Origin of the sequence: Kitasatospora sp. NPDC004669 (assembly GCF_040609455.1) — a bacterium.
Taxonomy (GTDB): Bacteria; Actinomycetota; Actinomycetes; order Streptomycetales; family Streptomycetaceae; genus Kitasatospora.
On sequence record NZ_JBEXKB010000021.1, the window covers coordinates 61,924 to 74,286 of the forward strand.

Annotated in this window: 13 protein-coding genes; 5 read left to right on the forward strand and 8 right to left on the reverse strand. The window is 73.6% G+C overall.

Annotation, left to right across the window (positions count from 1 at the left end; translation table 11 throughout):
- Nucleotides 1–78: 78 nt before the first annotated feature.
- The 5 genes from ABZW30_RS19485 to ABZW30_RS19505 all read left to right on the forward strand — a co-directional run bounded on the left by ABZW30_RS19485 (nt 79) and on the right by ABZW30_RS19505 (nt 5,289).
- Complete coding sequence (locus ABZW30_RS19485) at nt 79–873, forward strand: ABC transporter ATP-binding protein (protein WP_355672359.1); 795 nt, start codon at nt 79–81, stop codon at nt 871–873.
- Complete coding sequence (locus tag ABZW30_RS19490) at nt 858–2,816, forward strand: hypothetical protein (protein ID WP_355672360.1); 1,959 nt, start codon at nt 858–860, stop codon at nt 2,814–2,816. The genes ABZW30_RS19485 and ABZW30_RS19490 overlap by 16 nt, the downstream gene beginning before the upstream one ends.
- 97 nt (nt 2,817–2,913) lie before the next feature.
- Entirely contained in the window at nt 2,914–4,212 is a 1,299-nt protein-coding gene (locus ABZW30_RS19495) for a histidine kinase (protein ID WP_355672361.1), read from the forward strand.
- The gene (locus ABZW30_RS19500) at nt 4,176–4,832 is read left to right on the forward strand and encodes a response regulator transcription factor (RefSeq protein ID WP_355672362.1); all 657 of its coding nucleotides are present in this window, start codon (nt 4,176–4,178) and stop codon (nt 4,830–4,832) included. The genes ABZW30_RS19495 and ABZW30_RS19500 overlap by 37 nt, the downstream gene beginning before the upstream one ends.
- 46 nt (nt 4,833–4,878) lie before the next feature.
- Entirely contained in the window at nt 4,879–5,289 is a 411-nt protein-coding gene (locus tag ABZW30_RS19505; protein WP_355672363.1) for a metalloregulator ArsR/SmtB family transcription factor, read from the forward strand.
- Between the two features lie 90 nt (nt 5,290–5,379).
- Here ABZW30_RS19505 and ABZW30_RS19510 read toward each other — a convergent pair whose 3' ends face one another.
- The 8 genes from ABZW30_RS19510 to ABZW30_RS19545 all read right to left on the reverse strand — a co-directional run bounded on the left by ABZW30_RS19510 (nt 5,380) and on the right by ABZW30_RS19545 (nt 12,325).
- On the reverse strand, nt 5,380–6,759 hold the full coding sequence (locus ABZW30_RS19510) for a nitrate/sulfonate/bicarbonate ABC transporter ATP-binding protein (RefSeq protein WP_355672364.1): 1,380 nt from the start codon (nt 6,757–6,759) through the stop codon (nt 5,380–5,382).
- 11 nt (nt 6,760–6,770) lie between these two features.
- Nucleotides 6,771–8,549, reverse strand: coding sequence for an ABC transporter permease subunit (locus tag ABZW30_RS19515; protein WP_355672365.1), 1,779 nt, complete (start codon nt 8,547–8,549; stop codon nt 6,771–6,773).
- 82 nt (nt 8,550–8,631) lie between these two features.
- On the reverse strand, nt 8,632–9,009 hold the full coding sequence (locus ABZW30_RS19520) for a glyoxalase (protein WP_355672366.1): 378 nt from the start codon (nt 9,007–9,009) through the stop codon (nt 8,632–8,634).
- A complete protein-coding gene (locus ABZW30_RS19525) occupies nt 9,006–9,491 on the reverse strand; it encodes a hypothetical protein (RefSeq protein ID WP_355672367.1) in 486 nt (161 codons plus the stop codon). Before ABZW30_RS19525 ends, ABZW30_RS19520 begins: the two co-directional genes overlap by 4 nt.
- 34 nt (nt 9,492–9,525) lie before the next feature.
- Nucleotides 9,526–9,918, reverse strand: a complete 393-nt coding sequence (locus tag ABZW30_RS19530; RefSeq protein WP_355672368.1) for a winged helix-turn-helix domain-containing protein — start codon at nt 9,916–9,918, stop codon at nt 9,526–9,528.
- A gap of 34 nt (nt 9,919–9,952) precedes the next feature.
- Nucleotides 9,953–10,201, reverse strand: a complete 249-nt coding sequence (locus ABZW30_RS19535; RefSeq protein WP_355672369.1) for a hypothetical protein — start codon at nt 10,199–10,201, stop codon at nt 9,953–9,955.
- A gap of 79 nt (nt 10,202–10,280) precedes the next feature.
- A complete protein-coding gene (locus tag ABZW30_RS19540) occupies nt 10,281–10,571 on the reverse strand; it encodes a hypothetical protein (RefSeq protein ID WP_355672370.1) in 291 nt (96 codons plus the stop codon).
- Nucleotides 10,572–10,675: 104 nt separating this feature from the next.
- A complete protein-coding gene (locus ABZW30_RS19545; RefSeq protein WP_355672371.1) occupies nt 10,676–12,325 on the reverse strand; it encodes an NRAMP family divalent metal transporter in 1,650 nt (549 codons plus the stop codon).
- Between the last annotated feature and the right edge of the window lie 38 nt (nt 12,326–12,363).

A 12,363-nucleotide genomic window follows, 5' to 3' on the forward strand; every position in this document is an offset into this window, starting at 1 on the left:
TGATCACGAGCCGCCCGGAGCACGGGTGGCCGTGGGAGACACGGGGAGGACGCGGTGCGGGGCAAGGTGCGGGAAACGGTGCACACGGGGCGAGGGTCCCGTCCGGAAGCGGACGGCGGCGCCCCGGCACTGCGGCTGACGGGCCTGTGCAAGCGGTTCGGCGCGCACACCGCCGTGGACGGCGTCGACCTGGTCGTGCCGAGCGGATCCTTCTACGGGCTGGTCGGCCCCAACGGCGCCGGCAAGACCACCTCCCTCTCGATGGCCGTCGGCCTGCTGCGGCCGGACGCCGGGAGTTCGGAGATCTTCGGGGTCGACGTGTGGAGCGACCCGGTGCGCGCCAAGTCCCTCGTCGGGGTGCTGCCGGACGGCATGATGCTGCCCGAGCGGCTGACCGGCCCGGAACTGCTGCACTACCTGGGCCGGCTGCGCGGCCTGCCGGCCGCCACCGTGGACGCACGGGCCGAGGAACTGCTGGCCGTCCTGGAGCTGGACGAGGCCGAGCACACCCCGGTGATCGACTACTCCACCGGGATGCGCAAGAAGATCGGCCTGGCCACCGCCCTGCTGCACGCCCCCCGGCTGCTGGTGCTGGACGAGCCCTTCGAGGCCGTCGACCCGGTGTCCGCCGCGACCATCCGGGTCATCCTCCAGCGCTTCACCGCCTCCGGCGGCTCGGTGGTGCTCTCCAGCCACGTGATGGCCCTGGTCGAGCAGCTCTGCGACCACGTCGGCGTGATCGCCGGCGGTCGGGTCCTGGCGGCCGGCCCGGTCGACGAGGTCCGCGCCGGGCGCGGCCTGGAGGACGTCTTCGTCGAGCTGGTCGGCGCCCGTACCGGTGGGAAGGAGGGGCTGTCGTGGTTGGCGTCCTGACCGGGATGAAGCTGACCGTCCTACGACGGTCGATGTCCGGCCCCCGGGCCGCGAGCCTGATCATCGGGGGCGTGTGCGGCGCCCTGGCGGCGGTCGGCACGGCGCTGCTGGGCCTGGTGGACTTCCCCACCCCCGAGGCCGGGGTCGGCACGATCGCCCTGGTGCTGCTGGTGTGGACGGTCGGATGGGCGGTCGGCCCGACCCTCACCGGCGGCGACCCGACCCTGCGGCTGTCCTACTTCACGCTGGTGCCGCAGCGCCCGGGCAAGCTCGCCCTCGGTCTGCTGGGCGCCTCGTTCGTCGGCATCACCCCGCTGGTCAGTCTGGTCGCCTTCGCGGTGCTGATCGTCTTCGGCGCCGGGCTGGGGCTGCTGCCCGCCCTGGTCGCCGTCCCCGCCGTACTGCTCCAGCTGCTGTTCGTGGTGGTGCTCGCCAAGCTGAGCCTGCAGGGCCTCGGCAGTGTGGCCCGCTCGCGGCTCGGCTGGGAGCTCTCCGCGCTGCTGGTCGGCCTGGTCTGCGGTTTCCTCAACACCGGCTGGTTCAGCATCGGCTTCTTCTTCGAGCTGCTCGGCGGCCACTGGGCCGCCACCATCGGGACGGTCGTGCGGGCGCTGCCCTCCGGCTGGGCGGTGGTCGCCGTGGACGCCGCCCGCCGCTCGGACTGGGCCCAGGCCGGCGCCTGCCTCGGCGGACTGCTCGCCCTCTGCGCGCTGCTGTTCGCCGCCTGGACCGCCCTGCTCTCCCGGCAGTTGGTGCGCGGCACGGCCGGCGGCGGCCGGTCCACCGCCCGGCGTGGCGTCCGGCTGCGAGCCGTCCCGGACAGCCCCGAGGGCGCCGTCCTCGGCAAGGAGCTGCGCTTGTGGGTACGCGACCCGCGCCGCGCCCGGTTCCTGCGGATCGCCCTGTGGACCGGCCTGTTCACCGGCCTGCTCCCGGTGCTCGGCGGATTCACCACCGTGCTGCCGTGGACCGGTGTGGTCCTCGCGCTGTACGCCGGGGCGCTCGGCTCCGGCCTGTACGGCCTGGACGCCGGCGCGCTCTGGCTGACCCTGGTCGTCCCCGGCGCCGAGCGGATCGACGTCCGGGCCCGGCAGCTGGCCTGGCTGTTGGTCGTCGGCCCGGCCGCCCTGCTGCTCACCGTGGTCGCCACCCTCGCCGTCCCGAACGGCTGGGCCTGGCCCTGGGTGCTCGCCACCCTGCCCGCCGTACTCGGCGCCGGGGCGGGCCTGACACCGCTGATGTCCCTGCTCGGCCCGGCGCCGTTCCCGGACCGGCCCGGCGGCAACCCGCTGGACGGCTTCAGCGACGAGAGCGGCGACCAGGCCCGGATGCAGTCCCTGGCCGTCCTGCTGCTCCAGCTCTTCGCCGCGCTGCCCGCCGCCGGCGTCGTGCTGGCCGGCACCCTGCTGCACAGCGCGCCGCTGTGCTGGGCCGGGGTCGTGGTCGGCCTGGGCACTGGGCCGCTGTACGCCTGGTGGATGGGCCGGGAGGCCCGGCGCCGGCTGGAGACCCGCGGGCCGGAGCTGCTCGACGTGATGCGCAAGGGCGTGCGCCGGGTGACCGAGACCGCCCGGTCCGAGGAGGAGCGGGACCTGCTGGACAGCCTCTCCCGCCGCCGCACCACGATCGCCGGCCTGCTGGTGACGGTCGGCGTGCTGAGCACCGCCCCGCAGGGCGGGGTGGCGATGGGGATGTCGCTCCTCGCGCCGACGAACCGGAGCTGGTTCCTCGCCCTGTACCTGCCTGCGGGCTGGCAGGTGCCGGTGGAGGCGGGCTTCATCCTGCTGGGCGCGGCCTGCTTCTTCGGGGTGTACCGGCTGATCCGCGCCAAGCACTCCGCCGCCGGGCCCGTCCCGGCGGAACTCCCGGACCCCTCGGACCCCTCGGACCCGGAGACCGCGCCCGCCGCTCAGGCGCCCTCCGAGCGGACAACGGCCCACTGAACACCGACCGTTGTCCGGGTCCGGCCCGCCCTGTTCCGCCGGCAGGGCGGGCCGGCTGCCATCATGATCATCCGAACTCGACACCCCGGAGCGCCCCGTGAGCACCCCTCAGACCCGAGCCGCCCAGGCGCTGCGCCCCGCCGTGCGGGCGCTCGGGCGCCTCGCCGTCCTGACCCTCCTGATCCCGGCCGGGGCGGTGCTGTCCGTGCTCTACCTGGCGTCCTTCCTGCTCTGGGGCTGCCTCGGGATGTTCCCGCTCTTCCCCCTGGCCACCAAGGTGGTCCGCAGCGCCGCCGGCGCCGCCCGCTGGGCGTCCGGCCACTGGTCGCAGGTGCCCGTACCGGCGCCCTACCAGCCGCGACCGGCGCTGGAACGCACCCTGCACGGCTGGTTCTGGACCGGCCACGACTACCACAAGAGCCGCTGGTTCGCGGGCATGGCGCGCACCCTGCGCTGGCTCTGGAACGACCCGGCGACCTGGCGCGACGCCCTCTGGGCGATCACCGACCCGCTGGTCGGCGGGGCGATCGCCGCCGCGCCCGTGCTGCTGATCGGCTCCGGCCTGTACGGGCTCGGGCAGCCCCTCGTGCCGTACGACCTGCCGCTCGGCGGCCCGCTCGCCTTCCTCCTCGGCCCGGTCCTGATCGCCGGCGGCCTCGCGCTCGCCCCGCCCGCGCTGCGCCTGCACGGCCGGTGGACCCTCTCCGTGCTCGGCCCCACCGAGCGCTCCCGGCTGGCCCAGCGGGTCGAGCAGCTCACCGAGATCCGGCTCGACGCCACCGAGGCCCAGGCCGCCGAACTGCGCCGCATAGAGCGGGACCTGCACGACGGCGCGCAGGCCCGACTGGTCGCGGTGAGCCTGCGGCTCGGTGCCGTCGCGGCGCTGATCGACCGGGACCCGGAGAGTGCCAAGCAGGTGGTGGCGGACGCCCAGGAGAACGTCACCCAGGCCTTGCAGGAACTGCGGGACCTGGTCCGCGGCATCCACCCGCCGGTGCTCGCCGAACGCGGATTGGCCGAGGGGGTACGGGCGTTGTCGCTGGACGTGCCGCTGAAGGTCGAGGTCCGGGCCGAACTGCCGGGCCGGGCCGAGGCCCCGGTGGAATCGGCGGTCTACTTCGCCGTCAGCGAGGCCCTCACCAACGCCGTCAAGCACGGCGGCGCCCGTCACGCCACGGTGGAACTCACCCACGCCGCCGGGCTGATGAGGGCCGAGGTGACCGACGACGGCCAGGGCGGGGCCGACCCCGGCAAGGGCAGTGGCCTGCGCGGCATCCAGCGCAGGCTGGCGGTCTTCGACGGTACGCTCACGGTGACCAGCCCCCCGGGGGGCCCGACCAGGCTGATCATGGAGCTACCGTGCGTGTTGTCCTCGCCGAGGACCTCGTCCTGCTGAGGGACGGACTGGAACTGCTGCTGCGTGCCCACGGGCACGAGATCGTCGCGGCGGTGGAGAGCGGCCCCGAACTGGCCGCCGCCCTCGCCGAACACCGTCCGGACATCGCCGTGGTCGACGTCCGCCTGCCCCCGACCCACACCGACGAGGGCCTCCAGGTCGCGCTGGCTGCCCGCCGCGAACAGCCCGGCCTGCCGGTGCTGGTCCTCTCCCAGCACGTCGAGCAGCTCTACGCCCGCGAGCTGATCGCCGACGGCACCGGCGGCGTCGGCTACCTCCTCAAGGACCGCGTCTCCAAGGCCGACCAGTTCGTCGACGCCGTCCACACCGTCGCCGCCGGCGGTACGGTCATGGACCCCCAGGTCATCACCCGCCTCCTCGCCCGCAACGCCTACGACGAGCCGCTCGCGATGCTCACCCCGCGGGAGCGGGACGTCCTGGAGATGATGGCCGAGGGCCGCTCCAACGCCGCGATCGCCCAGCGCCTCCACTTCAGCGAGGGCGCGGTCAGCAAGCACACCTCCAGCATCTTCGCGAAGCTGGGGCTCGGCGCCTCCGACGACGACAACCGGCGGGTGCTCGCGGTGCTTGCGTACCTGAACGGGACCCGCGTGGACTGAGGGCCACGGCCCCGGGCGGACGGCCGTACGTCGGTACGATCCCTGTATGGGTGGTGCGAAGGAAGAGGCCTGGGACGCGGACGCGGCCGAGCGGGCGGTGGCCGTGCTGAAGGCGGTGGCCGATCCGTCGCGCTACCGGCTGCTGTGGGCGCTGAGCCGTCGCGAGCTGCCGGTCAGCGAGCTGGCCGAGCTGCTGGGCGCCCATGTCGCGGCGACCTCCCAGCACCTGGCGAAGCTGCGGGCGGCGGGCCTGGTGGTGGCCCGCCGGGAGGGCACCCGGATCTTCTACCGCGCCACCGAGGTGCGCGGCCTGCTGACCGAGGCCGCCGTGATCGCCAACGACCTGCCGGGCCGCGGCGGCGACGGCGGCGGCGACGGTGTCACCCCGGCCGCCGCGACGGCCGAGCAGCCCTTCGCCCGCGCCGTCCGGGCGGTCCGCCGCCGCCCGGCGACCTAGCCTGTCCGGCGGATGTTGTCGCGGATGGCCTGGGCGCGGCGGAACATCGCGTCGGTCCGGTCGGCCGGCACCCCGCCGGCCTTGTCCCGGCTAGGCCTCCTCCAGCCGGTACTCCTGCCGGTCCGCGTCGTAGCCGAACAGGCCCGCGTAGCGCCCCCAGTCGGTTGCCGTCTCCAGCTGCCGGTCGACCTGCTCGCTGGTGTAGTGGTGGGCCAGCAGGTCGCGGAAGAAGCCGGCCCGGACGGTGGCGCCGGGCTCGCCGCGGAGGCTGTTGGCGATCAGCTTGACCAGCGGCACCTCCACCGCGGCGGCGGCGAAGAGCGCGCGGGAGTCCTGGACGTCGGCGTGGGCGAAGGCGGTGCCGTCCTCGGTGAGGAGCAGGTCGTCGCCGTGGATCTCGGCGAAGCCGAGCAGGTCGAGGGCGTCGACCTGGGGGAGCACGTCGTCCATGTCGAGGCCGAGTCCGTCGGCGAGGTCGGCGAGGTCGCAGCAGCCGTGGCGGTGGGCGATCATCTCGGCGAGGCCGGAGAGGCCGTCGACGCTGACGGTGGGCAGCGGGGTGGTGGCGAGGGTGCGGCGGTCCGGGCGGCCCGGGTCGGGGCGCTCGGGCGGGCGGGTCTCCTTGGGGCGGCCGGTCATGATCCGGTAGACCCGGTCGACGAGTTCGTCGAAGGCGGCGCAGTCGCGGTCGCGCGGGCGGTCGAGGCCGACCTCGACGGTCTCGCGGATGGTGCCGTACGGGCGGGAGCCGAGGACGACGATGCGGTCGGCCATCAGCACCGCCTCCTCGATGTTGTGGGTGACCAGGACGACGGCCCGGGTGGGGAACTGGCCGGAGTCCCACAGCTCCATCAGCTCGCCGCGCAGGTTCTCGGCGGTGAGCACGTCGAGCGCGGAGAACGGCTCGTCCATCATCAGCACGTCCGGCTCGACCACCAACGCCCGGGCGAAGCCGACGCGTTGGCGCATGCCGCCGGAGAGCTCCTTGGGGTAGGCGGACTCGAAGCCGGCCAGGCCGATCAGGTCGATGGCCTGGTCGGCGGCGCGGGCGCGTTCGCGGGGCGGCACCCCGCGGGCTTCCAGGCCGAGTTCGACGTTCTGTCGGACGGTCAGCCAGGGCAGCAGCGCGAAGGTCTGGAAGACCAGTGCGGTGCCGGGGTTGGCACCGGCGAGCGGGGTGCCGCGGTAGCGGACGGTGCCGGAGCTGGGCGGCAGGAGGCCGGCCAGGCAGCGCAGCAGGGTGGACTTGCCGGAGCCGGAACGGCCGAGCAGGGCGACGATCTCACCGGACCGGACGGTGAGGTCGATCCCGGAGAGCACCGGCAGTTCGCCGTCGGCCCCGGCGTAGGCCTTGGTCAGGCCGACGGTCTCCAGCAGGACCCCGTCGTCGACCGGCGGCACCGGTGACCCGTGGGTGCCAGGAGCCGCGGGGGCGACCGCCGGGGCGGGACGGAAGAACGGGAAGCGCATCGGGCGGAACCTCACTGGAGCGAGTAGCGGCGCTCGGCCAGCCGGTACAGGCGGCGCCAGAGCAGGCGGTTGAGGGCGACGACGTACAGGCTCATCACCGCCACCCCGGCGAGCAGGTGCGGGCGGTCGCCGCGCTCGGTGGCCTGGGCGATGTACGCGCCGAGGCCGGTGGCGGTCAGGGTGGTGCCGCCGAAGGTGACCACCTCGGAGACGATGGCGGCGTTCCAGGCGCCGCCGGAGGCGGTGATGCCGCCGGTGACGTACGCCGGGAAGATCCCGGGGATGATCAACCGCCGCCAGCGCTGCCAGCCGCGCACGCCGAGGTCGTCCATGGCCTCGCGCAGGTCGCTGGGGATGGCCATGGCCCCGGCGATGGCGTTGAACAGGATGTACCACTGGGCGCCGAGTGCCATCAGCAGGATGCCGCCGAGGTCGATCGACAAGCCGGTGCGCAGCAACAGCCAGACCACCAGCGGGAAGAGGAAGTTGGCCGGGAAGCTGGCGAGGATCTGGACCAGCGGCTGGGCGATCCGGGTCAGCCGGGGCGAGAAGCCGATCCGCACCCCGATCGGCACCCAGACGACCGTGGCCACCGCGACCAGGACGACCACCCGGGCCAGGGTGGCCAGCCCGAGCAGCAGCGGTTCGCCGAAGACGCCGAGGCCGGTGCGGTCGGCGAGGTAGTGGCCGAGGTCGACCAGGCCCCAGAGCACGATGCCGCCGGAGACCAGGGAGAAGGTGACGTCCCCGGCGCGCTGCCGGGCCGGGTGGACGGCGAGCGGCCGGTCGTCGGTGCCGAACACCCGCCCGGCCCGGTTCAGCGCCCGCCCGAGGGGGCGCAGTGCCCGGCCGAGCAGTGCGGGCAGGTGCGAGCGGCGCAGCAGGTCGAGGACGGCGGAGCGCTGCACCTCGGTGGCCTCGGACTGCTCGTTGCGGAAGCGCTCGGCCCAGGCGGTGAGCGGCCGCCAGAACAGGAAGTTGACGCCGGTGACCAGGACGGCCATGGTCGCGATCGCCCAGCCGACGCCGCCCAGGTCCCCGGCGGCGATGGCGGCGCCCGCGTAGGAGCCGACCCCGGGCAGCGCGTACCGCTGGTCGTCGACGCTGATCGCCTCGGAGGCGACCAGGAAGAACCAGCCGCCGCCGAAGCTGAGCATGCCGTTCCAGACCAGGCCGATCATGCCCGAGGGCAGTTCGACCTTCCAGAACCGCGTCCACCGGCTGAACCGGAACGACCGTGACAGCTCGTCGAGTTCGCGCGGCAGCGAGACCAGCGAGTGGTAGAAGCCGAAGGTCATGTTCCACGCCTGGGACGTGAAGATGGCGAACACGGCGGCGCACTCCAGGCCCAGCATCGAGCCGGGGAACAGGGCGAGGAATCCGGTCACCGCGACGGTCAGGAAGGCGAGCACCGGCACCGACTGGAGGATGTCCAGTGCCGGGATCAGCACCCGCTCCAGCCGCCGGCTGCGGGCGGCGGCGTAGGCGTAGCCGAACGTGAAGACGACGGAGACGACGAGCGCGGCGAACATCCGCAGCAGCGAGCGCGCCGCGTAGTAGGGCAGGTGGGACGGGTCGGTGGAGACGGCGGCGTCCCGGGCGGTGGCGAACCGTACCGTGGTGCCCTGCCCCACCCGCAGTGCCAGGTAGAGCAGGACCAGGACGGCGGCCGCCACGACCGCGTCCACCCAGATCGTCCGGGCCCGGCGGCGCTCCGCCCGGGGCGGCAGCGGGCCCCGGGGTGGCAGCGGGCCCCGGGACAGGACCGGGGCGGACTTCAGCAAGGACATGGTGGACCTCCGGCACGCAAACCCGGGCAGTCTGCTCTGTTCTGACGTCCGTATGCAAATGAACCGGGGGTCGGGCCGGCGTTCAGGCCGACTGCTCGGCCGCCTCGACGAACTCCAGCAGGTTGCCCACCGGGTCCGTGGTGTAGAAGCGCCGCCGGGGCGGCAGGCTCTCGTCCCAGACCACCTGGGCGCCGAGTTCGGCCAGCCGCAGCGCGAACTCGTCGATCTCGCACACGGCCATCCCGGGGTGCGCCTTGGTGCTGGGCCGGAAGCGCTCCTCGATGCCGAGGTAGAGCCGCACCCGGCCGCCGTCGGCGGCGAACCAGCAGCCGCCGCGGCCGGTCAGCGGCTGGGGCTTGGGGAGCTCGGCCATCTGCAGGACGTCGCCGTAGAAGGCGCGCAGCAGGGCCTCGCTGCCGGGTGGGGCGGAGAGCTGGACGTGGTCGAGGGCCGTGATCACTGCGGCCTCCTGTCGGACGGTGCGTTCAGGGTGGACGTGGCGTGCCGCCGGGCGGCGGCGACCAGCAGCCGGGCGGTCGGGGTGGGCAGGTCCAGGTGGTGGGCGATCCACTGCGGGTCGTGCCCGTGGGTGGCGAACACCCAGGCGGTGTAGAGCCGGTTCAGGCCGGGGGCGCCGGGGGAGAGCAGCAGCGGGCGGACCTGCTCCATCGGGAAGCCCTCCAGCGAGCGGGCGCTGAACCACTGGGTGTCGTCCTCGCCGGCGGCGGCCCGCGCGGCGAGCGGGCGGTCCGCGGCCCGCCCGCTGAGGGCGAGCAGCAGGGCGAGCAGCAGCCCGGCCGTCGAGGCGCCGATGAGCACGCCGGACAGGAAGGGCCGCAGTGCGGCCGGGGCGAGGGCGACGGTCTGCAGGACGAGCAGGAGGAGGACGCCGCACAGGGCGGTCCCTCTGTCGGTCCGGGGCAACAGGGCGGTTCTGGTCATGCGGTGTCCTCCTCCAACGGGTCGGTGCGGCGGCTCAGGCGGCCCGGAGCAGCCGGGGGTCGTACTTGTAGCCGATCTGCCGGACGGTGGCGATCGCCTCCCGGTGGCCGGGGCCGAGCTTGCGGCGGATCCGGGCGATGTGGGTGGCGATGGTGCGGGTGTCGCCGGTGTCGGGCCGGCCCCAGACCGCCTCCATCAGCTGGCGGCGGGAGTGCACCCGCAGCGGGTTGCCGACCAGATGCGCGAGCAGTTCGAACTCCAGGTACGGCAGGGCGAGTTGCTGGCCGTCGACGGTGACGGTGCGCTGCTCGGCGTCCACGATCAGACCGGCGTCGTCGACGACGGGCGGGGCGGGTGCGGTGGGTCGGGCGGGGACGGGGGCGTGGTCCGAGAAGATGGCGTCGAGCCTGCGGTAGCGCACGGCCATGGCGATGCTCCTTCGGCTGGTGGGGTCGGTCGGTTCAGTGCCCGGGGCGCCAGGAGGCTTCCAGTCGGGTGGTCCCGTCCGGCGCGGGGACGCAGTGCCAGCTGGCCCGCAGCCGGGTCGGGCGGCCGGTCGGTTCGGCGGCGACGGGAGTGGTGACGGCCTGCAGGACGGGGCTGTCGAGCGGGCTCTGGGCCAGCCGTCGGCCCACCGCGGCGAGGGCGGCGCGCAGTCGGCCGGAGCCGGTGGACGGGAGGGTGGGCTGGAACGCGGCAACGGTGGACATGACTGGTCACCTCCGTGACAGGACGGGGAAATGTGAGCGACTGCACCGATGGGTGCGGAAACCGGTGAAGTCCCGGACTTCAGGCCGCGGTCGGCGTCGCGGCGGCCCGGTGGTGGGCGGCGGCATGGGCGAGGCGGTGCGCGGCGGCCGGCGGGAGGTCCGCGAAGGTGGCGAGCCAGTTCGGTCGGTGCCCCTGGCGGGCCAGCAGGTAGGCCAGGTGGACGCGCGGCTCGTACGCGGAGGCCGGGCTGTTCGGCGTGCCCGAGTGGGGGCAGGCGCCGGGGTCGTCGAGGCGGTAGGCGCGCTCGACGCCGTCGTGCAGGGCGAGGCGGACGCTCGGGCAGCGGTGGAACGGGGTGGTGGTGCGCATGGCCGTACTCCCTTCCTTCCCCCGGGTGCGGGGTGGTCGAGGGTTCCGGGGGTCGGGGCCGGGGGCGGCGGCGGTGGTGACGGGCGCCGCCCCCGGCGTCCGGGTCAGTGGTTCAGGGCGGTCTGGACGACCTTGACGATCACCATGATCATCGCGATCAGCAGGTAGGCGCGCAGGGCGCCCATGCCGATCTTGCGGGCGGTGGACATCACCGGCTTCTCCAGGGTCTCCAGCGGGGGCATCCGCCAGTTCTCGCGCCCGGTGCGGTCGATCGGGTCCTCCTTCGTACCCCGGCGCCCGAAGGTGAAGAAGTACCCGGCGACCAGCACGCCCGCCACGCCGCAGCCGGCCATGATCCACAGGATCGCGTTCGAGCTGATGTCCGGCCAGACGACGGCGGCGGTCAGGATGAGCGACAGCATCACCAGGACGCCGACCACGGCCGAGGTGAAGGCGTTGGTCTTCGGGCCGTTGACCCACGGGCCGAGCACGGCCTTGTCGTTGCACAGCAGCAGCAGGAAGACGGTGGCGGAGGGCAGCAGCACCCCGGCCAGCACCTGGACGAACTGCGTCATCAGGCCCTGGGTGTACTCGGTGGACAGCAGCGTGATCGCGGCGGCGACCACGACCAGGCCGGCGTAGATCCCGTAGAAGCCCTTGGCGCCCTTGACGCCCCGGTGCAGCGAGTGCTTGATGCCGCACACGTCGCCGATCGCGTAGGCGGTGGACAGCGAGACCGCGAAGGCGCCGATGATCGAGGCGTCCAGCAGCGCGATGGCGAACAGCACACCCGCCAGGTGGCCGGCCTTGTCCTCGATGCCCCTGGCGACGGCGCCCGCGTCGGAGAACTGGCCGAAGCCGTCGGTGCCGGCGAACGCGGCGGCGGTCAGGCCCATCATGGCGGCGGCGCCGATGATCACGACCGCGATGCCGATGACCAGGTCGGCCTTCTCGTACTTCATGAAGCGCGGGGTGATGCGCTTGTCGATGACGTACGACTGCTGGAAGAACAGCTGCCACGGGGCCACGGTGGTGCCGACGATGGAGACGATCACCAGCATCACGGCGGCCAGCTCGCCCGAGCCGCCCGGCATGGACGGCACCACGAAGTCGTGGGCCATCTGCGAGGTCTTCGGGTGGATCAGGAAGTACACCGGCACCAGCAGCAGCGAGCCCACGCACAGCGTGATCGCCACGCGCTCGAAGCGCTGGAAGGAGCCGGTGAAGGCCGAGGCGATGATGATCGCCGCCGCCAGCACCACGGAGGCGACCTTGGGCAGGCCCAGGTAGTCGGCGGCGAGGGTGACGCCGATGAACTCGGTCACCAGGGTCAGGGCGTTCAGCAGGAACAGGTCGATGACGCTGAACGCGCCCCAGAACTTGCCGAAGCGCTCCAGGATGAGGCGGGCGTGGCCCACGCCGGTGACGGCGCCGAGCCGCAGCACCATCTCCTGGTTGACGTACAGCACGGGGATCAGCATCAGCAGGGTCCACAGCAGCTGGGTGCCGTAGTTCTGCCCGGCCTGGCTGTAGGTGGAGAAGGCGCCGGCGTCGTTGTCGCCGACCATCACGATCAGGCCGGGGCCGACGATCGCGAGCAGGGTCTTGAGTCTCGCTGACAGGCCCTGGCGTGGCGCGTCGTCATCGAGCTTGATGGTGCCGAGGGCACCCTTGATGTCGCCGACGTGGGCGTCGTCCAGCACCGCTGAACGCGGCGGCGGAACCTTGGAGTCGAGCGTGGCGTTGGTGGTCATGACGTTCCTCCCGTGAACCCCTGGCAGGTGGGGTGGTT

Excerpts from the sequence above, each read along its gene's own strand:
- ABZW30_RS19525 (WP_355672367.1), bottom strand. The coding sequence starts at position 9,491 with ATGACCAGAACCGCCCTGTTGCCCCGGACCGACAGAGGGACCGCCCTG.
- ABZW30_RS19505 (WP_355672363.1), top strand. The coding sequence starts at position 4,879 with ATGGGTGGTGCGAAGGAAGAGGCCTGGGACGCGGACGCGGCCGAGCGG.
- ABZW30_RS19545 (WP_355672371.1), bottom strand. The coding sequence starts at position 12,325 with ATGACCACCAACGCCACGCTCGACTCCAAGGTTCCGCCGCCGCGTTCA.
- ABZW30_RS19515 (WP_355672365.1), bottom strand. The coding sequence starts at position 8,549 with ATGTCCTTGCTGAAGTCCGCCCCGGTCCTGTCCCGGGGCCCGCTGCCA.
- ABZW30_RS19530 (WP_355672368.1), bottom strand. The coding sequence starts at position 9,918 with ATGGCCGTGCGCTACCGCAGGCTCGACGCCATCTTCTCGGACCACGCC.
- ABZW30_RS19510 (WP_355672364.1), bottom strand. The coding sequence starts at position 6,759 with ATGCGCTTCCCGTTCTTCCGTCCCGCCCCGGCGGTCGCCCCCGCGGCT.
- ABZW30_RS19540 (WP_355672370.1), bottom strand. The coding sequence starts at position 10,571 with ATGCGCACCACCACCCCGTTCCACCGCTGCCCGAGCGTCCGCCTCGCC.
- ABZW30_RS19535 (WP_355672369.1), bottom strand. The coding sequence starts at position 10,201 with ATGTCCACCGTTGCCGCGTTCCAGCCCACCCTCCCGTCCACCGGCTCC.